Below are 19,258 nucleotides of genomic sequence, written 5' to 3'. Positions count from 1 at the left end.
CTTCCTTCACTCCGCGGCGCGCGGCGCACGGAATCTCACGGTCAGAAGCTCGAACGGACGGAGATCCAGCTCGAGCCGACGCTGCGACGACGAGAGGATGGCGGCCGTCTCGACGGGACGCTCCAGCAGGTCGGTCGCCTCCACCGCATCCCAGTCGATCGAGGTCGTCACCGTCGCCGACGAACGGTCGCCGTGCCCCTCGTACAGCCGCACCACGAGGTCACCGCTGCCGTCCTCCGCCAGCTTGACCGCCTCGACGATGACGGCCGGGTCGGAGACCGAGATCAGGGGCGCCACCGGCGTGCCGCGCGTCGGTCGCGGCGGCAGGCTCTGCCGGTAGCCGTCCTCGATCGCCTCGGGGATGCCCCCGGGCCGCAGACTCACCGTGAAGCTGTGCGCACCCTGGTCGGCGCCCGGGTCCGGATAGAGCGGCGCCCGCAGCAGCGACAGTCTCGCCATCGCCATCGGTCGTCCCGAGGGCGCCGCCACGGTGCGGATGTCGTGGCCGTAGACCACGTCATTGGCGATCGCGACACCCCAGGCCGGCTCCCCCACCTGGACCCAGCGATGCGCGACGGTCTCGAACCGTGCGGCATCCCACGAAGTGTTGCGGTGGATGGGGCGGTGCAGATGGCCGAACTGGATCTCGGATGCCGCTCGCTCGGCTCGCACGTCGAGCGGGAAGGCGAGCTTGAGCAGCTTCTGCGACTCGTGCCAGTCGATCTCGAACGCGAAATCGACGCGACCGTCGACCAGCCGGATCCGCAGGTCCACAATCGACGCGCCGAATTCGTGCCGGACGGCTACCGCATCTCCGTCGATGCCCACCGTAACGGGCTCGAGAAGTTCTCGTCCGGAGTGCTGGTCCTCCTCGTTGATGTCCCAGGCGTCCCATTCGCGGGGAGTGTCACGCAGAAGCTGCAGCACCCCGCCGGCCATCCCCTCGGGCAGCACCTCGCGGTCGGCGACCAGATCCCGTACCGAGACCAGGGTGCCCCTCGTGTCGACGGCAACCCGGAGGGCGTCGTCTTCGAGCACGAACACGTCGGCTTCGACGCGCGGCACCACGGGCTCGAGAGCGGACGCCTGCCCGATGCCCATCGCCGGGATGCCCTGCTGCGGGAGCGGCCCGGCGTTGGCCGCGAGCGGGACGTCCCCGTCGCCGGCGAGAGCGACGAGAGACGAATCGATGATCCCACCGAGGATCGCCGCGACCCGTTCGTAGGCCGCCTCAGCGTCCTGGTGCACCCAGGCGATGGAACTGCCCGGCAGGATGTCGTGGAACTGCTGGAGCAGCACCGTGCGCCAGGCATCCTGCAGTTCCGCATAGGGGTACGGCGTACCGCGAAGGATGGCCGCCGTCGCGGCCCACAGCTCAGCCTGCCGCAGCAGCGCCTCGCTGTGCCGGTTACCACGCTTGGTCGCCTGCTGCGAGACGAGGGTGCCGCGGTGCAGTTCGAGGTACAGCTCGCCGACCCAGACCGGCGGGTTCGTGAGTTCGGCCTCGGCCGCGGCGAAGAACGTGTGCGGATCGGACAGCACGACGCGCGGCGATCCCTCGAGGTCGCGCTTGCGGGCGGCCTGGGCGAGCATCTCGCGCGTGGGTCCCCCGCCGCCGTCGCCCCAGCCGAACAAGCCGAGCACCTCGCGTGCCGAGCCCTTCTCGCTGAACGTCCGCTCGGTGCGTGCCAGATCGAGCGCCCCGAGGTCGGAGTTGTAGGTGTCGGCCGGCGGAAGGTGCGTGAACACCCGCGACCCGTCGATGCCCTCCCACTGGAAGCTCGAGAACGGGATCCGGTTGGTCTCGTTCCACGACGGCTTCTGGGTCACGAAATACCGCGCCCCGGCCGCGCGCGCGATCTGAGGGAGCGCAGCGCTGTACCCGAAGGAGTCGGGAAGCCAGACCTCGTCGCTCTCGATCCCGAACTCCTCAAGGAAGAACTGCTTGCCCATCACGAACTGGCGGGCCAGCGCCTCGCCGCCGGGCATGTTGGTGTCGGACTCGACCCACATCCCGCCGACCGGTCGGATGCGCCCAGCAGCCACCGCCGCGCGCACCCGCTCGAACAGCTCGGGCTGGCTGTCTTTCAGCCAGGCGTACTGCTGGGCGGAGGACGCCGCGAAGACGAACTCCGGGTCGCGTTCGATGAGGTCGAGCACGTTCGCGAACGTCCGGGCGACCTTCCGGACCGTTTCGCGCGTCGGCCACAGCCAGGCGCAGTCGATGTGCGCGTGGCCGACGGCGGAGACCCGGAGGGCACTGGATGCGGCGGGCGCGGCGAGCACCGCGGCGAGCGCGTCCCGTCCGGCGGCGGCCGTCCCGGACACGTCGTCGGGGTCCATCGCGTCGACCATCCGTTCCAGCGCGTGCACGATCTGCGCGCGCCTGGCACCGTCCCGAGGCAACACCTCGACGAGACCGTCGAGGGTGACCACATCCTGCAGCAGCTCCCACACCCCGAGGTCGCGCCGAGCGATCTCGAGCCGCGCCACCCGGTAGATCGGGTCCACGCCTGCGGTGGCCTTGTCGCCCAGCGGCGTCGGCTCATACTCGTACGGCACCTGGATCATCGGGTTCGCCGCCGCCTCCAGCAGCAGCCGGAACGAACCGGCGGGGAGCGGCACCCACGCGTTGAAGGGCTCGATCGCCTTCACGATCGAGCCGTCGGGACGGTACGCCGTCGCTTCAGCTTGGAAGCCGGGCTGCTCCCCGGTGAAGCCGAGGTCGACCACGAGCTCCGTCTCATCGGTCGGCCAGTCGGCGGGAACCTCGCCTCGGACGTCGAACCAGACCGTGTCCCACGGCCGCCCCCAGGCGGCGCCAACCTCGACGGGCTCGAACGGCCGGTTCACCGCCTCCGCGAAGGGCACCGGCTCCCCGTCGACCTGCCACCTGGCGATGGAGACGGGGCGCGACTCGCGGTAGAGGGCCGGCTGGATGCGGAAACGTGTGAACCGGCGCACGCGCTGCATGGCGAGCGTCTCGGCGTCCAGGCGCGACCGTCCGTTCGGGTTGAACTCCTCCGCCACGCTCAGCTCTCCCGCGACGCGATGGGCTCGCGGGTGTAGTAGTCGACGAGGCCGTCGGGCGACGGCAGCACCGGACGGTCGAACTCGCCCGTGAGGTACATCGGCGTCACGACGTAGGGCTCGCGCGCCCGCTCGGGACGGGCCCAGCGGACGCCGTTCGCGATCACGCGCTGCACTTCGGGCTGGTGATAGACCGGGAACACCTCGTCTCCTGGGCTGAAGTAGAAGACACGTCCGTAGCCGCGGCGGTAGGTCACACCGCTCCGGAACACCTCGCCCCCGGAGAAGCTGCTGATGAACACGAGCTCGTCGGGCTCAGGGATGTCGAAGAACTCGCCGTACATCTCCTGCCCAGGGATGACGATCGGCTGGGGCACGCCTTCCGCGATGGGATGCCGCGGCGAGATGGTCCACACCAGTTCACGGTCGGCGTCGTTGCGCCAGCGCAGGCTGCAGGTCGTCCCCATGAGCCGGCGGAAGATCTTGGAATGGTGCCCGGAGTGCAGGACGATGATGCCCATCCCCTCCAGGACGTGGCGGTGGATGCGGTCGACGACCTCGTCATCCACCTCGTCGTGCGCCGTGTGGCCCCACCAGAGCAGCACGTCCGTCTCCGCGAGGGTCTCCTCGGTCATGCCGTGCTCGGGCTCGTCGAGCACCCGGGTGGAGACCGTCACGTCCTCTCCGAGCAGCGCCCTGATCCCGTCGGCAATGGTGGAGTGCATGCCGTCCGGGTAGATGCCCCGGACGACGGGGTTCACCTGCTCGTGGCGGTTCTCGCCCCAGACGACGACTTGGATCGGTTGGGTACTGGTCATCGGGCGCCTCCTGACGCGATCGTGGCCGGAGCGGAACCCCAGGCCGGTGTTGCGATACCGTCGGCAGCGCTGTTCCATGACGTGAGCAGGGCGGCGACATCGTCGCTCCGCTCGTCGGCGATGGCCTGGGCGAGCGATTCCTCGAGCAGCTCGGCGACGACGACCCGCTCGCCGCCGCGCTCACTGCTCCGGATCGCGCCCTCGACCATCGCGAGGCTGAGCACGTTCGCCCGCACCTCGTTCTGCGGGGTGGTGCCTGACCGCAGGGCGGAGACGAACTCCTCCAGGGATCCCTCGATCCCCTCGCGGCCGTCCGGGATCTCGATTCCGACGCCCTCGGCCTCCACCCGCACGACATCGTCGCCGTCCCAGGCAGCGGCCCCTCGCTCCGCATGGACGCGCCAGTCGGCGTTCCACGAGGTCTGCAGGCCCGGCGTGCACCGGCTGCCGGCGTAGACGAAGCGCGCACCGGAGGCGAGTTCGAACTCGGCAGACGCCGCCGCGTCGCCGGCGAACCAGCTCCATGCCGGGTTCCACGAGCTGCAGCGGACCGCGACCGGCTCGTCGCCGCTCAGGTAGCGCAGCTGGTCGAAGTGGTGGATGGACATGTCCACGAGCAGTGGATGCGCCATCTGCTCCCGAAAACCGGGCTCGTGATCGGCGTGGAAGAACTGCGCGGTCACAGCCCCGAGCGGGCCGAGGGCGTTGACGGCACTTCGAAACGCGGCCAGGTGGTTGAAGTACCGGCGGGACTGGCTCACCATCAGCAGTTCCCCCGTGACATCCGCGAGGGCGATCTGGCGGAGCGCCTCGGCGACCGTCGGGGCGAGAGGCTTCTCGCACAGCACCGGCAAGCCCGCACGGAGCGCCTGCTCGTTCACGACGCGGTGGGCCTGCGGCACGGTCACGTTGATGACGGCCTCGGCTCCGGCACGCTCGGCGACCTCCGCGACGGAGGCCCCCACCACGACGTCGTCGAGGCCCGCGGAGGCCGCGGTCGAGGTGGCGAGTGCGACGTCGAGGTCGACGACGCCGACCGGGACCGCGTGCGGCGACCGCGCGAGCATCCTGATCCACTCGCCGCCCATGGCGCCGGCGCCGACGACGACGACAGGCAGACGGCCGTCCGACGGGCCGCTGCCCTCGGTGGAGTCGTTCATCGGAGGGGTCATCCTTTCACCGCGCCGCCGAGGCTGGAGCGGAGGAGGTGCTTGCGCACGAAGACGTAGAGGATGGCGGGCGGCGCCACGTAGACGATGGCGCTGGCGGCGAGCAGACCCCAGTCCACCTGGTTGTGCTCGCTGAACGCCCGGAACAGACCGATCGACAGCGGGTACAGCTCCTGGCTCTGCAGCATCACGAGCGGGGTGAGGAAGTCGCCCCAGACGTTCATGAACGTCAGCATCGCGGCGGCGCCGAGACCGGGACCCACCAACGGGAGGACGACCCGCCAGATCGCCTGGAAGCGGGTGTTGCCGTCCACCCAGGCCGCTTCCTCGAGTTCGATCGGCACCGCGGAGATGGTGCCCTTCAGCAGCCACAGCGTGATCGGGAGCTGCAGCACCGCCTCGACCAGGATCAGCCCGAACAGTGTGTTCGTGAGCTGAAGGTTCACCATGATCAGGTAGAGCGGGACGATCGTCGCCGGAGCCGGGATGACCCGGATCAGGAGGATCCCGTACATGAAGGTACGGCGACCGGGGAACGAGAAGCGGGCGAGGGCGTAGCCTCCGGCCACGCCCAGGACGAGGTTCAGCACGGTCGCGCCGATGCCGATGATGAGGCTGTTGATGAGCAGCTGCGGCGTCCCCGAGTTCGTGAAGAAGCGCACGAAGTTGTCGAACGACAGCGCGGGGAGCTGAACGTTCGGGCCGGCGTGGCTGTCGACGGAGCTGAGGATCACCCACGCAAACGGCACCAGGCAGAACAGCGCCAGGATCACGAGCAGCAGGTAGCCGAGGACCCGCTGCACCCGGTCGACCGGAGTGAGGGGGCGCCTCCTGAAGCGGCGGCCCGGAGCGGCGGTTCCGGTGGCTGCCGCGTCCGGAGTCACGTTGCGACTGGTCAGAGTCGTCATTTCACACCTCGACTTTCGAGAGCCGCACGTAGACGATTCCGAGGACCAGGACGATCGCGAGGAGGATCATCGACGCGGCGCTGCCGATGCCGACCTGCGAGAACTGCAGCGCGCGCTCGTAGATGTAGATCGCGGCAAGGCGGGTCTGGCCCGCCGGGCCGCCCTGGGTGAGGAAGTAGACCAGCCCGAACACGCCGACCGTGCTGATCGTCGTCAGCAGCAGGTACAGGAACACCGGGCCGCGGATGAGCGGGAGAGTGACGTAGCGGAACACCTGCAGCGCCCGCGCGCCGTCGATCCGGGCCGCCTCGATCAACTCGACGGGCACATCCTCCAGCGCCGCCTGGAACATGATCATCGCGAAGGCGATGCCGCGCCAGATGTTGACGATGATGATCGACACCATCGGCACCACCTGGAGCCAGTCCGTGGGCCCGGCACCGAAGATCCCGGTCAGTTGATTGAGTGTGCCTGCCGGCCCGTTGGAGAGCACGCTCGCCCAGGCGAGCGAGGCCACCACCTCCGGAACCACCATCGGCATCAGGATCGCGGCGCCGAAGATGCCCTTTCCGCGCACCCACGGCCGGCTGAGCAGGATCGCCGCGACCATCCCGAGTACGGTCTGGCCGATGATCGCCGAGTAGAGCACGAACTGGCCGGTGTGACCGAGGGACGAGAGGAAGTCGGCGCTGGTCAGCAGATACGAATAGTTGTCGAGGCCGACGAACTTCGGGTCGCGCGCGGCGAAGCCGGTGAGCTGGGTGTTCGTGAAGCTGAGGTAGATGCCGTAGACGGCGGGCACCACGATGAACAACAGGATCAGCGCGACACCCGGGCCGAGCAGGATCAGCAGCAGCGGCCAGGAGCGCCGTCTTCCGCGCCGCCGCGGCGACGGCGGCCGTGAGGCCGCCGCCGCCGAGACGGGTACGTCGGTGATCGAAGTCACTACTTCACCAGATTGGGGCCGAGCAGGTCGGTGGCGTCCTTGACGAACGCCTCGTAGGCCTGCTTGCCGTCGGCCTTGCCATTGAGGATCAGCTCGGTCGAGCTGGCGATCGCCTGGGCGATCTGGTCGGAACCGTCGCCGGTCGGCACATAGACACTCGTGCTGAGGTCCTTGCCGGCCTGGATCAGCTTGGGCTCGTCGGCGTACGGCTTGACGTTCGCCAGGTCGTCGCGCGGCGCGGCTGCGCCGGAGGCGACCAGCTGGTCGGCCAGCGCCGTGCCGCTCGACAGGTACTGAGCCAGCAGCATGGCCTCGTCCTTGTGCTTCGACTTCTCCGGGGTGGCGTAGCCGAAGCCGAGTCCGCTCCAGCCGAAGGGCTTGTCACCGCTGCGGAGCGCCGGGTACTGCCAGGTGTCGACCTTGGTGGTCAGGTCCGGGATGGGCGTTGCGCCCTCAGGGCCCCAGTCGTACTTCCAGCCCCAGGTGCCCTGCGCCGCGACCTGGATCTTGCCGGCTGGGAACTTGTCATACTTGGTGGGCTCCCACGGGTTCGGGTTCTCCAGGTCCTGCACCGGCAGGAGACCCTTGGTGGTGAGCGTGCTGTACAGGTCGAAGACCGCCGGGAACCCGCTGCTCTTGAGGTCCCACTTGCCCGACTTCAGGTTGTAGTAGTCCTTGTCGGTGCCGCCGAGGATGGGCTGGAAGCCCTCGTTCCACGCGCCGCCGCCCCACGCCGTGCCGGCAGGGATCACGATGGGAGTGTCACCCGTCTTCGCTTTCACCTGCTCGAGGCGCGAGATCAGGTCGTCCCACGTCTTGGGCTGGCTGGTGTCGATGCCCAGGGAGGTGAGGATGTCCTTGCGGTAGAAGAGGTTCTGGACACCGGTGTCGTGCACGAGGGCGTAGATGTGCCCGTCCTGGCGGACCATCGCCTTCTTGAACTGCGGGTAGTAGTGGCTCCAGCCGCTCCACTTGTTCAGGTAGTCGTCGATCGGTGCGAGGTAGCCGGCGCCGGCGAATCCGGGAACCAGGCTGTCGCCCATGTCGATGAGGTCGGGCGCCTGGCCCGCGATGAGCTGCTGGGTGATCTTGGTCTTGAACTGGTCGTCGGTCAGAACATCGGCCACCAGCTTGACCTTGATGTCCTTGCCCTGCTTCTTCATCGCCGCCTCGAAGCCGGGGAGCAGCTTCTTCATCGAGTCGATACGGGTCTGCTGATACTCCATGACCGTGATGGTCGTGGGCCCACCGCTGTTGCTGCCGCCGGGTGAGCAGGCGCTCAGCCCGGCTACCGCGACGATGCTGACGGCGAGGGCGGCGATAACGCGGGTGCGCTTCATTGCGGTGCCTCTCCTGCTTGCCCCGTTGGCTACTTTGCCGAATCGATGGGACAAAGCCTTCGTCCGAATGTTAGGACATAGTTCTGATGTGCGTCAAGCGATTTTCCGCGCCGTGTACGGCTCTTGCCGCGACGCCTTTGCCGATAACGCGGGTGTTTTGCCAGTGACTCTACTCGATAGAATAATCCGCAGGGACGGCAACGAAGGCCGACCCGGCCGGACGGTCGAAACGGGAGGGCGACATGCTTCGAGGCACGAACCTCCCCCGCCTGGCCGACTACAACCAGGCCGTCATCCTCGACCTGATCCGTCGCGATCCCGGCACCAGCAGGGCAGAGCTGCAGCGCAGTTCGGGACTCGCCTCGCAGACCGTCTCGAACATCGCCCGGCGTCTGATCGACGCCGGAATGGTGGTCGAGAGCCCGCCGACCGAAGTGCTCCGCGGGCGCCCGAGCATCCCCCTGACCGTGAACGGCGACGGCGCCTTCGCCGTCGGCGTGCATATCGACCCCGCCCGCCTGACGCTGGTGCTGGTCGACGTCGCCGGTCAGGTGCGCCACCGCCAGCAGCTGCGCATCCCGCAGCCGTCCAGCCCCAACGACATGACCTCGCTCATCTCCGTCAGCACGGGCCGGCTGATCCGCGAGTTCGGGATCGACCGCGACCGAGTGCTGGGCCTCGGGATCGCCGCCCCCGGGCCGCTGGATGTCCGCACCGGCGTCGTACTGCGCCCTCCGCAGCTTCCCACCTGGCGCGATGTGCACCTGCGAGCCGATCTGCATGACGCCACCGGGATGCCGGTGCTTCTCGACAAGGACGTCACGGCGGCGGCCACGGCCGAGCTGCGCAGCTCGGCCAGCCCCGACTTCCTGTTCCTCTATCTCGGCTCCGGAGTCGGCGCCTCGGTCGTCTTCGGCGGCCAGGTACTCCGCGGCGGCAGCAACAACATCGGCGAGATCGGCGACATCCTCGTCGACCCCGCGGCCGAGGACCTCGGCTGGGGAGGGCGTCGCGGAGGACTCGCCGCGGCCTGCGTTCCCGAAGCGCTGGTCATCCAGGCGGCGCAGGCCGGCGTGATCCCGTTGCCCGACCTGAACGACTACCTGGCGCTCGACGACGCCTGCACCACGCTGTCGGAGCTCGCCGCGGGCGGGAATCCGACGGCGTCCTTCATCCTGGAGCGCGCCGCACGCCGGGTCGCGGTCGGCGTCGGCGTGCTCGTCAATTTCCTCGATGTGCCTCGGGTGGTGCTCGGCGGCCCCATGTGGAACCGGCTCAGCGCCGTGTTCCTGCCCCTGGTCGAGGATGCGGTCCGCGACGAACTCGTCGTCTCGCGCGACGAGCTTCAGGTCGTCGGCTCGGCGCTGAGCGAGCAGATCGCCGCGCTGGGCGCGGCTGAACTGGTGATGGACCACTTCCTCGCTCCGCACGCCAGCGTCCTCCTGATGGAATGATTATGTTCTCTTGTCAGTACATAGTAGGGTAAGCCGCGTGAAGCAGGAACTATCCGATGACGCCTATGACGTGCTGACCATGGGCAGAGTCGGTGTCGACCTCTACCCGCTGCAGGACGGCGTCGGACTCGAAGACGTCGACACCTTCGGCAAGTACCTCGGGGGCAGCGCGGCCAACGTGGCCGTTGCAGCTGCGCGCCACGGGCGCAGTGCCGCGCTCATCTCGGCCACCGGCGGCGATCCGTTCGGCCGCTATGTGCACCGGGAACTTGGCCGCCTGGGGGTTTCGGACCGGTTCGTCGGTGTCGCCCACGAGCTCCCGACGCCGGTCACGTTCTGCGAGATCTTCCCTCCAGACCACTTCCCCATCTACTTCTATCGAAAGCCGAAGGCGCCCGACCTGGCCATCACCGCGGAGTCGCTCGACCTGGAGGCGATCTCGCGTGCCCGGATCTTCTGGGCGACGGTGACGGGGCTCACTGAAGAACCGAGCCGCGGCGCCCATCATCGCGCGTGGCAGGCCAGGAGCCGACGTGAGTTCACCATCCTGGACCTCGACTACCGTGCGATCTTCTGGGATTCGCCCACGCATGCGACGGAGGAGATCGGGCGGGCCCTCCCTCACGTCACGGTCGCCGTCGGCAATCGGGAGGAATGCGAGGTGGCGGTCGGTGAAACCGATCCGCTCCGGGCGGCGGATGCTCTGCTCGAGCGGGGAGTCGAACTCGCGATCGTGAAGCAGGGACCGAGAGGCGTTCTGGCGAAGACGCGAACCGAGACGGTGGAAGTCCCGCCGTTCCCGGTCGCGGTGGTGAACGGCCTCGGGGCCGGCGATGGTTTCGGCGGGGCGTTGTGCCACGGACTCCTCGAGGGCTGGGACCTCGAACGGATTCTGCGCTTCGCCAACGTCGCGGGTGCCATCGTGGCGTCACGCCGTGAATGCTCCACGGCCATGCCGACCACGGCCGAGGTGGACGCCCTCCTGGTCGGGGACGCACATGCTGAGCGTTGACGGTACGTCGCCGGTCGGAGCGGCGCGATTGAGCGAGCCGGACTTCGACCGCCTCCGTCGCACGCGGGCGGAGGACCCGGCGCGGTTGCGCGCGGTGCTCGCCTCACGCCGGCGCCGTCCCCTGATCCATGGCGACGGCCGGCTCTTCATCGTCGCCGCAGACCACCCCGCGCGGGGTGCGCTCGGGATCCGCGGCGACGAGCTGGCGATGGCCGACCGCTACGATCTGCTCGACCGCCTGGCGACCGCGCTCAGCCGGCCGGGCGTGGACGGGGTGCTCGGCACTCCCGACATCATCGACGACCTGGCGCTCCTCGGCCTCCTCGACGACAAGGTCGTCGTCGGGTCGATGAACCGCGGGGGCCTCCGGCATGCGTCCTTCGAGATGGACGACCGCTTCACCGCGTACGACATCGCGGGAATCGTACGGGATGGCCTGGATTTCGCCAAGACCCTGCTCCGCATCAATTTCGCCGACCCCGGCTCGGCAGCCACGATCGAAGCGAACGCACGAGCCGTCAACGAAGCCGCACGGGCCCGGGTGCCGATCATGCTCGAGCCTTTCGTCAGCGACTGGGTGGACGGCAAGGTGGTCAACGACCTCAGCACCGACGCGGTCATCCGCTCCATCGCGATCGCCGCGGGACTCGGAACGAGTTCCGTCTACACCTGGTTGAAGCTTCCTGTGGTGCCCGATATGGAGCGCGTGATGGCCGCCACCACCATGCCGACCCTTCTGCTCGGCGGGGAAGCCCGGGCCGCGGAGGAAGAAGTCTTCGAGCTGTGGGAGGGCGCGCTGCGCCTACCCGGGGTGCGAGGGCTGGTCGCGGGCCGAAGTCTCATCTACCCGTCCGACCACGACGTCGCCGCAGCCGTCGACAGAGCCGCCGCGCTCGTCCACACCTCCACCGCGTCGTTGGCGGCGCCGGTTCTCACAAAGCCGGTTCTCACAAAGGAAGTGTCATGAAGACCAGTACTGCCACCGTGGTCCCGCACTGGATCGACGGCGCGGAGTCCCCGTCGTCCAGCGGCCGCACGAGCCCCGTCTACGACCCGGCGCTCGGCGTCGTGACCAAGGAGGTCGCCCTCGCCAACCAGGAGGAGATCGACGCGGCGATCGCGTCCGCCACGGCCGCATTTCCGGCGTGGCGCGACCTGTCCCTCGCACGCCGCCAGCAGATCATGTTCCGATTCCGGGAGCTGCTGGACGGCCGCAAGGACGAACTGGCCGAGATCATCACCTCGGAGCACGGCAAGGTCCTTTCCGACGCGCTCGGCGAGATCTCGCGCGGCCAGGAGGTCGTCGAGTTCGCGACAGGCCTCGCACATCACCTGAAGGGCGAATACTCCGAGCAGGTCTCGACCGGCGTCGACGTGTACTCCACCCGCCAGCCGCTCGGCGTGGTCGCGGTCATCTCGCCGTTCAACTTTCCGGCGATGGTACCCATGTGGTTCTTCCCCGTGGCGATCGCGGCGGGCAACTGCTTCATCCTGAAGCCGTCGGAGAAGGACCCGTCGGCAGCGATCTGGCTGGCCCGGCTGTGGCAGGAGGCCGGGCTCCCCGACGGCGTCTTCACCGTGCTGAACGGTGACAAGGAGGCGGTCGACGGCCTCCTCACCCACCCGGATGTCGCCTCGGTCTCGTTCGTGGGCTCGACGCCGATCGCCAAGTACGTCTACGAAACCGGAACAGCCCATGGCAAGCGGGTTCAGGCCCTGGGCGGCGCGAAGAACCACATGTTGGTGCTTCCGGATGCGGACCTCGACCTCGTGGCCGACAGTGCCATCAACGCCGGCTTCGGCTCCGCGGGCGAGCGCTGCATGGCGATCTCCGTCGTCGTGGCCGTCGAACCGGTCGCCGACGCGCTGATCGAGAAGATCACCGAACGGATGGCCGGCTTGACCGTCGGCGACGGGCGCCGTTCCTGCGACATGGGTCCCCTCGTGACCGAGGCGCACCGGGACAAGGTGGCTTCGTACATCGACATCGCGGCGGAAGACGGCGCAACCATCGTCATCGATGGTCGTGAGGTGGAGGTCGACGGCGACGAGAACGGCTTCTGGCTCGGCCCGACGCTGATCGACGACGTCCCCACCACCTCGCGCGTCTACACCGAGGAGATCTTCGGACCGGTGCTCTCGATCGTCCGCGTGAAGAGCTTCGACGAAGGTGTGGGCCTGATCAACTCGGGTGCATTCGGAAACGGAACCGCGATCTTCACCAACGACGGCGGCGCGGCCCGCCGTTTCCAGAACCAGGTCCAGGTCGGCATGATCGGCATCAACGTGCCCATCCCGGTGCCGGTTGCGACGTTCTCCTTCGGCGGCTGGAAGGACTCGCTGTTCGGGGACACGAAAGCGCACGGCGCCGAGGGCGTGAAGTTCTTCACCCAGCAGAAGGCCATCACCTCGCGCTGGCTCGACCCGAGCCACGGCGGCATCAACCTCGGCTTCCCCGAGCACGACTGATCCGATGACTCGGCGGAACGAATGGTTCTTCCCGCGCGGTGGGCTGGCGCGGGACGGGTGGGAATCCGTCGTCGACGGCCGTGTCGCCGGATGGCGGCACACGGGCCTGCGGATCGCGGAGCTCGCGCCGGGGGACGTCCTGTCACTCGGGTCGGACGCGGTGGAGCGCCTCGTCGTTCCCCTCGGCGGCAGCTTCACCGTGAGCCACGACGACGGCGTCACAGAGCTGGCCGGGCGCTCCTCGGTGTTCGACGGACCCACCGACGTCCTCTACGTGTCGACCGGTTCCGCTGCGACGATCAGCGGGCAGGGTCGGGTGGCCGTCGCAGAAGCCCCGGCGTCGGTCGCGTACCCCACCCGTCGCATCGAGCGCGACGAGGTGCCGGTGGAGTTGCGCGGGGCGGGCCGCTCGAGCCGGCAGGTCCACAACTTCGGCACGCCGCAGACTCTCGCTGCCGACCGCTTCATCGTCTGCGAGGTCATCACGCCGGCGGAGAACTGGTCGTCGTACCCTCCGCACAAGCACGACGTCCAGGACGAGGGCGAGTCACGGCTCGAGGAGATCTACTACTTCGAGACCGCGGTGTCCCGCTCCGTGCCGCCCGGACTCGCTCCCCAGGATGCCGACGCGTTCGGTTATCTGCGGACCTACTCCTCGGCCGCCGGCGAGATCGACACTCTCGCCGAGGTACGCACCGGTGACATCGGTCTCGTCCCGTACGGCTGGCACGGACCATGCGTCGCCGCGCCCGGCTACGACCTCTACTACCTCAACGTGATGGCGGGGCCCGACCCGGAGCGCGTGTGGAACATCAGCGACGATCCGGCGCACAGCTGGGTCCGCGGTACGTGGGACGGCCAGGACATCGATCCGCGGCTCCCCTACCTGTCACCGGACGACCGAACTGGAGAAAATCGATGACCACCCGCAGGATGACCGTCAGCCAGGCTCTCGTCGAATTCCTCGCCCACCAGTGGACCGTGGACGGCGACCACCGCGAGCGCACGATCGCGGGAACCTTCGGCATCTTCGGACACGGCAACGTCGCCGGCGTCGGTCAGGCGCTCAAGCAGCTGGATCACGATCAGCCCGGGCTGATGCCCTATTACCAGGCGCGCAACGAGCAGGCCATGGTCCACCAGTCCGTGGGATACGCCCGGATGCGCCGACGTCTCGGAACGATGGCGAGTGCGGCGTCGGTGGGCCCTGGGGCGGCGAACATGCTGACCGGGGCCGCTCTGGCGACGGCGAACCGCCTCCCCGCGCTGCTCCTGCCGAGCGACACGTTCGCGACCCGCGTCGCCGACCCCGTACTCCAGCAGCTCGAACTGCCGCACGACACCGGCGTGACCGTCAACGACGCCTTCCGTCCGCTGTCACGCTTCTTCGACCGCGTCCAGAGGCCCGAGCAGCTGTACTCGATCGCCCTTCAGGCGATGCGCGTCCTGACCGACCCGGCGGAGACGGGAGCCGTGACGATCGCGCTCCCGGAGGACGTTCAGGCCGAGGCGCTCGACGTGCCGATCGCTTTCCTGCAGGACCGTGAGTGGCATCTTCGCCGGCCACTGCCCGAGCGCGGGGCCCTCGATCGCGCCGTCGCCGCCATCCGCAGCGCGTCGCGGCCCTTCATCGTCGCGGGCGGCGGCGTCCTGTACTCCGGAGCCGAGGACGCCCTTCGCGACCTGGCCGAAGCGACGGGGATCCCGGTCGGCTCGACCCAGGCCGGTGGCGGCTCCCTCGTGTGGGACCACCCGCAGTACCTCGGTGGTGTGGGGGCGACCGGATCGATGCCCGCCAACCGGGCGGCGGCCGAGGCGGATGTGGTGATCGGCATCGGCACCCGGTACAGCGATTTCACCACCGCGAGCCGAACGGCGTTCCAGAACCCCGACGTCGTCTTCGTGAACATCAACGTCGCATCCTTCGACGCGTACAAGCACGGGTCCCAGCTTGCAGTGATCGCCGACGCGCGCGAGACTCTGCTCGCGCTCCGACGGGAGCTTGCCGGCTACCGCGTCGAGGACATGTTCGCGGCCGAACTCCGCCGCCTGACCTCCGAATGGAATGCGACGGTCGACACCGCATTCGCAGCGTCGGGCGCCGAGGTGCCCGGCCAGTCCGAGATCATCGGCGCCGTCCAGAGCGCGACGGACCCGCGGGACGTGGTCGTCCAAGCGGCCGGCTCGCTTCCCGGCGACCTGCACAAGCTGTGGCGAGTGCGGGATGCGCTGGGTTACCACGTCGAGTACGCCTTCTCGTGCATGGGCTACGAGATCGCCGGCGGGCTGGGCGTCAAGCGCGCGGCCCCCGACCGGGACGTCATCGTCATGGTCGGCGATGGCTCCTATCTGATGCTGCACACCGAACTCGTCACGGCGGTCGCCGAAGGGATCAAGATCATCGTCGTCCTCATCCAGAACCACGGCTATGCGTCGATCGGTCACCTCAGCGAGACCATCGGCTCGGAACGCTATGGCACGAGATATCGCCGGCAGGATGCGGACCACGGCTTCGACGGAGCGGAGGTGCTTCCCATCGACCTGGCGGCCAACGCGCGCAGCTACGGTGTGGACGTCATCGACGTGACTCCGGGCCGGGATGCCATCGATCGACTCCGCGCCGCGCTGGCCGAGGCGAAAGCCTCAGATCGTACGACGCTGATCCACATCAACAGCGACCCGCTCGACTACTCCCCCGACGGCGAAGGCTGGTGGGATGTGCCGGTCGCGGAAGCATCCACGCTCGCGAGCACACACGAAGCACGCGGGCGCTACGAGGAAGAACGGGCGCACCAGCGGCCGCTGCTCGGCTGAGCGCGACCTCGCCCTGTCACACCGCCGTCAGCGGTTGACCAGGGTGACTTCGAAGGAATAGAGGTCCGGACGGTAGCAGTGCTGACCGAACTCGACCGCACGACCCGAGTTGTCGAACGCGGTGCGGGACATCGTCAGCACGGCGCTCCCCCGCCGGATGTCGAGCAGATCCGCCTCGCTCGCCGTGGCCTCCCGCGCGCCGATCCTCTGCTTCGCCACGCGCATCGTCACTCCCCGCGCGCGCAGCAGTTGATAGAGCCCGTGCGTGCGGAGGTCGGCCGTATCGAGGTCGGTGAAGTCTGTGGGCAGCGTGTTCTCGAGGATCGCGATCGGCACCCCATCCGCCAGGCGCAGCCGCCTCACGTGAAGTGTCGGACTACCGGGTTCGATGTCGAGGATCGTCGCGGCGCGCTCGTCGGCGGGAACGACCGCGGAGTCGAGGACGGTCGTCTCCGGCTTCTGCCCCGAGCTCTCCAGGTCTTCGTAGAGGCTGGTCAACTCGACGTTGCGCGTTACCCTTCCGTGTACGACCTGCGTGCCCACTCCTCGGCGGCGCACGAGCAGCCCCTTGTCGACGAGCTCCTGGATCGCTCGACGGATCGTCGGGCGAGACAGCCCCAGCCGCATGGCGAGAGCGACCTCGTTCTCCAGGCGTGACCCCGCGGGCAGCGTTTCGTCGATGATCGCTTTTTCCAGACGATTCGCGACCTGGAAGTACATCGGGACCGGGCCGGAGCGTTCGAGATCCATGAACAAGTCAGTCGGAAGCGGGTGCTCCGCTTGAACCATCTGGGCCCCTCAACGCTGGTAATGAGATTGTGTTAACAATGACGTTCGTATTGTGGCAGATCATCGCTCACATCCGGGGGTGGATGAGGTGCTCTGCTTCGAAACCGAGCAGTTCCCGACTCCTGGTCACGTCATAGGCTCCGCTGAAGCCGTACTGATCCGCATCGAACGGCACCTCTGGGTGCCACAGACTCATGAGCTCAGCGAGGGGCTCGTCGAGGAGAACGTCGTCGGCGAGGACGTTCACCACCGAGCATCCGCGAACCGGGCCGTCGATCATGGCGCCGATCGCCAGTTCGATGGCGCGCGCGGCGTCGCGCACGTCGAGGTACGCCCACAGTTCTTTCGCCAATCGTGTCGTGGCATCGGCATCCGTACGGCGCGACTGGATGCTCTCGTTCGTGTCGGTGAAGGGGAATCGCATCGCCACGATCGGCAGACCCCAGCGCCGCGACGCCATGCGAGCGGCTGCCTCGTCGCATTCCTTGCTGAGCGCGTAGCCCTCGGTCGGCCGAAGCGGGTGGTCTTCATCGACCGGCAGGTACAAAGGACCCATCAGGTCGGCGCACCAGGCCATCCCCAGGATCGAAATGCTGGATGCCATCACGACGGCTTTGACGCCGTGCTCGCCGGCGGCCTCGAGGACGGTCATGGTCGTGATCGAGTTGGCGGTCAACAATTCGCGTGCGGTATGCCCCAGCGGTGCGGGGATCGCTGCGAGGTGGACGACCGCGTCGATCCCCGGCATGACGGAGTCCATGAGGCGCGCGTCGGATGCGTCACCGATCACCTCGGTCGTCGCCCGCAGCAGGCCCGCTGCGTGCGGGGCGGATGCCGTGCGCTCGACGGCGAGCACGTCGTGGCCGGATCGCACGAGTCTGTCCACCACGAACCGGCCGATGAGACCGGACCCGCCGGTGACGAGAATCTTCACAACTGCCTTCTTTCTGGTCAGAAATTCTCTATCACTGGGCGCGCAGGACGACCACGTCGCCGCGCCGCGGCGCACAGGAGACTATCGAGGGCGCCGCGCCAACCGAGGGTGAAGCACCGGGGGCTGCACTGTCTCAGGTGCGGGATGGGGACGCGAGTCTCCGGGCTGCTTCGACGACGAACCGGCGACGTCGTGCGCACTCCTCCTGGTCGTTGGGCCCGGCGCCGGTGATCATCTCGGCGAGCTGCGGCACGGTCTGCCACCATGCGGCTAGGGCGATCAGGGCGAAGACGAGGTGAGCGGGATCGAGGCCAGGATCGAGCACGCCGTCCCTCTGGGCCGTCGCGAAACGTTCCACTTTCTCCCGATAGTGCATCGTGCGTCCGACCACGTCCGCGGGCGGGCCGTCCTGCAGCCCCTCCCACTGCAGCAGGCGCCCAAGCTCAGGGTGGGCCGCGTGGTAGTCGAACGTCGCGCCCGCGAATTCTCCGATGTCCTCCAATCCGACTCCGGTGAGGCGGACGCCAGCGGCAAGGCGCTCCAACTCCGTCGCCAGCACGAGCTCCCACAGCGCCTTCTTGTCGCCGAAGTAGCTGTAGAGCCGTTCCTTGTTCACCCCGGCACGGGCCGCGATAGCGCCGACGGTGGTGCCGTCGAAACCCCGCGCGGCGAACTCGACCAGCGCAGCATCACGGAGTCGGCGACGCGTCCCCTCGGTGTCCCATGCCATGTCGCAAGAATACCAACGCCCTAGTTGGAGATTGTTCCCGAGCGCGCTAAAGTTCCAACCGTACGGTTGGAGTTGGGAGAGAACCATGAATCAGATCGAACGTCTTCACGCCGAGATCCCCTCACCCGCACCGAATTCGGTCGCGCTGGTCACCGGGGGAAACAGTGGCATCGGGTTCGCCATCGCGCAGCAACTTCTTGACCGCGGGGTGACCGTATGGATCGGCGCACGCGACCGTGAGAAAGGCCGGCTTGCGGTGAAGGAACTCGGCTCGAGTGCGCGCGTTGTGCAATTGGACGTGACCGATGCATCATCGGTCGCCGCCGCAGCGGAGCGGATTGGCGACCTGGACATTCTTGTCAACAACGCGGGGGTGAACCCGGGCCGCGAAGACATCACGGCCACCACGATCGAGCAGTTGAGGACCGCTTACGAGACCAACGTCTTCGGCCTCATCGCCGTCACGCAGGGCTTCCTCCCCGCACTCGGACGCTCGGCGCATCCTCGTGTCGTCAACGTTTCGAGCGGTACCGGATCGCTGTTCTGGAACAGCAACCCCAACCCGCAGTTCGATTGGGAACGGGTCCAAGGCGGCGGCCTCGCCTACCGAAGCTCCAAGACTGCGGTCAACGCCGTCACCCTACTGACGGCTCAGGCGCTCGGCGACCGCTTCAAAGTCAACGCCCTCGCGCCGGGCCTGCGCCGAACGAACCTCATTGCGGGCATGTCCGTCGGCGGCGACCCCGCCGAAGCCGCCACAGGAGCGGTCCGCCTCGCGCTGCTCCCCGACGACGGTCCAACCGGAGCCCTGTGGTCCTGGGACGGCACCCGCGCCCCCTGGTAGC

At 68.2% G+C, this 19,258-nt stretch carries 16 protein-coding genes; 7 read left to right on the top strand and 9 right to left on the bottom strand.

The genetic code is table 11. The annotated features are described in order from the left end of the window. Positions 1-6: 6 nt before the first annotated feature. From AB7E03_RS15575 to AB7E03_RS15550, 6 genes are read right to left on the bottom strand one after another with little or no spacing between them, the layout of a single operon-like run. Positions 7-2,973: an alpha-mannosidase gene (locus AB7E03_RS15575; RefSeq protein ID WP_489942925.1), complete on the bottom strand. Its 2,967-nt coding sequence runs from the start codon at positions 2,971-2,973 to the stop codon at positions 7-9. A 59-nt stretch (positions 2,974-3,032) separates the two neighbouring features. Beyond that, positions 3,033-3,848 carry a ThuA domain-containing protein gene (locus tag AB7E03_RS15570; RefSeq protein WP_489942244.1) on the bottom strand — a complete coding sequence of 272 codons (816 nt, stop codon included), beginning with the start codon at positions 3,846-3,848 and terminating at the stop codon, positions 3,033-3,035. Beyond that, a complete protein-coding gene (locus AB7E03_RS15565) occupies positions 3,845-5,008 on the bottom strand; it encodes a Gfo/Idh/MocA family protein (RefSeq protein ID WP_489942243.1) in 1,164 nt (387 codons plus the stop codon). The genes AB7E03_RS15570 and AB7E03_RS15565 overlap by 4 nt, the downstream gene beginning before the upstream one ends. Before the next feature lie 8 nt (positions 5,009-5,016). Continuing rightward, positions 5,017-5,925, bottom strand: a complete 909-nt coding sequence (locus tag AB7E03_RS15560; RefSeq protein WP_489942242.1) for a carbohydrate ABC transporter permease — start codon at positions 5,923-5,925, stop codon at positions 5,017-5,019. 1 nt (position 5,926) lies between these two features. Continuing rightward, complete coding sequence (locus tag AB7E03_RS15555) at positions 5,927-6,871, bottom strand: carbohydrate ABC transporter permease (protein ID WP_489942241.1); 945 nt, start codon at positions 6,869-6,871, stop codon at positions 5,927-5,929. Next, positions 6,871-8,211 carry an ABC transporter substrate-binding protein gene (locus tag AB7E03_RS15550; RefSeq protein ID WP_489942240.1) on the bottom strand — a complete coding sequence of 447 codons (1,341 nt, stop codon included), beginning with the start codon at positions 8,209-8,211 and terminating at the stop codon, positions 6,871-6,873. Before AB7E03_RS15550 ends, AB7E03_RS15555 begins: the two co-directional genes overlap by 1 nt. A gap of 242 nt (positions 8,212-8,453) precedes the next feature. On the opposite strand from AB7E03_RS15550, the gene AB7E03_RS15545 reads away from it, so the two are divergent. Genes AB7E03_RS15545 through iolD form a run of 6 tightly spaced genes read left to right on the top strand, consistent with a single transcriptional unit; the run spans position 8,454 to position 15,960 of the window. After that, positions 8,454-9,665, top strand: coding sequence for an ROK family transcriptional regulator (locus AB7E03_RS15545; RefSeq protein ID WP_489942239.1), 1,212 nt, complete (start codon positions 8,454-8,456; stop codon positions 9,663-9,665). A gap of 37 nt (positions 9,666-9,702) precedes the next feature. Continuing rightward, the gene (gene iolC / locus AB7E03_RS15540; protein WP_489942238.1) at positions 9,703-10,677 is read left to right on the top strand and encodes a 5-dehydro-2-deoxygluconokinase; all 975 of its coding nucleotides are present in this window, start codon (positions 9,703-9,705) and stop codon (positions 10,675-10,677) included. Continuing rightward, positions 10,664-11,644 (top strand): class I fructose-bisphosphate aldolase, encoded by a 981-nt coding sequence (locus tag AB7E03_RS15535; protein ID WP_489942237.1) that lies wholly within the window; start codon positions 10,664-10,666, stop codon positions 11,642-11,644. Before iolC ends, AB7E03_RS15535 begins: the two co-directional genes overlap by 14 nt. Next, the gene (locus AB7E03_RS15530; protein ID WP_489942236.1) at positions 11,641-13,146 is read left to right on the top strand and encodes a CoA-acylating methylmalonate-semialdehyde dehydrogenase; all 1,506 of its coding nucleotides are present in this window, start codon (positions 11,641-11,643) and stop codon (positions 13,144-13,146) included. The genes AB7E03_RS15535 and AB7E03_RS15530 overlap by 4 nt, the downstream gene beginning before the upstream one ends. A gap of 4 nt (positions 13,147-13,150) precedes the next feature. After that, the gene (iolB, locus tag AB7E03_RS15525; protein WP_489942235.1) at positions 13,151-14,068 is read left to right on the top strand and encodes a 5-deoxy-glucuronate isomerase; all 918 of its coding nucleotides are present in this window, start codon (positions 13,151-13,153) and stop codon (positions 14,066-14,068) included. Beyond that, positions 14,065-15,960: a 3D-(3,5/4)-trihydroxycyclohexane-1,2-dione acylhydrolase (decyclizing) gene (iolD, locus tag AB7E03_RS15520; protein ID WP_489942234.1), complete on the top strand. Its 1,896-nt coding sequence runs from the start codon at positions 14,065-14,067 to the stop codon at positions 15,958-15,960. The genes iolB and iolD overlap by 4 nt, the downstream gene beginning before the upstream one ends. Before the next feature lie 27 nt (positions 15,961-15,987). On the opposite strand, the gene AB7E03_RS15515 is transcribed toward iolD, so the two are convergent. From AB7E03_RS15515 to AB7E03_RS15505, 3 genes are all read right to left on the bottom strand, one after another. Continuing rightward, on the bottom strand, positions 15,988-16,749 hold the full coding sequence (locus tag AB7E03_RS15515) for a GntR family transcriptional regulator (protein WP_489942233.1): 762 nt from the start codon (positions 16,747-16,749) through the stop codon (positions 15,988-15,990). 67 nt (positions 16,750-16,816) lie between these two features. After that, positions 16,817-17,683, bottom strand: coding sequence for an NAD-dependent epimerase/dehydratase family protein (locus tag AB7E03_RS15510; protein ID WP_489942232.1), 867 nt, complete (start codon positions 17,681-17,683; stop codon positions 16,817-16,819). A 133-nt stretch (positions 17,684-17,816) separates the two neighbouring features. Continuing rightward, on the bottom strand, positions 17,817-18,413 hold the full coding sequence (locus tag AB7E03_RS15505) for a TetR/AcrR family transcriptional regulator (RefSeq protein ID WP_489942231.1): 597 nt from the start codon (positions 18,411-18,413) through the stop codon (positions 17,817-17,819). A gap of 85 nt (positions 18,414-18,498) precedes the next feature. Here AB7E03_RS15505 and AB7E03_RS15500 point away from each other — a divergent pair, with 85 nt between their 5' ends. Further along, positions 18,499-19,257 (top strand): SDR family NAD(P)-dependent oxidoreductase, encoded by a 759-nt coding sequence (locus AB7E03_RS15500; protein ID WP_489942230.1) that lies wholly within the window; start codon positions 18,499-18,501, stop codon positions 19,255-19,257. Position 19,258: the final 1 nt, after the last annotated feature.

This window comes from Leifsonia sp. RCC_180 (assembly GCF_058138205.1).
The sequence above is the reverse complement of the archived record's forward strand: the minus strand, read 5'-3'. Positions and strand labels throughout refer to the sequence as shown.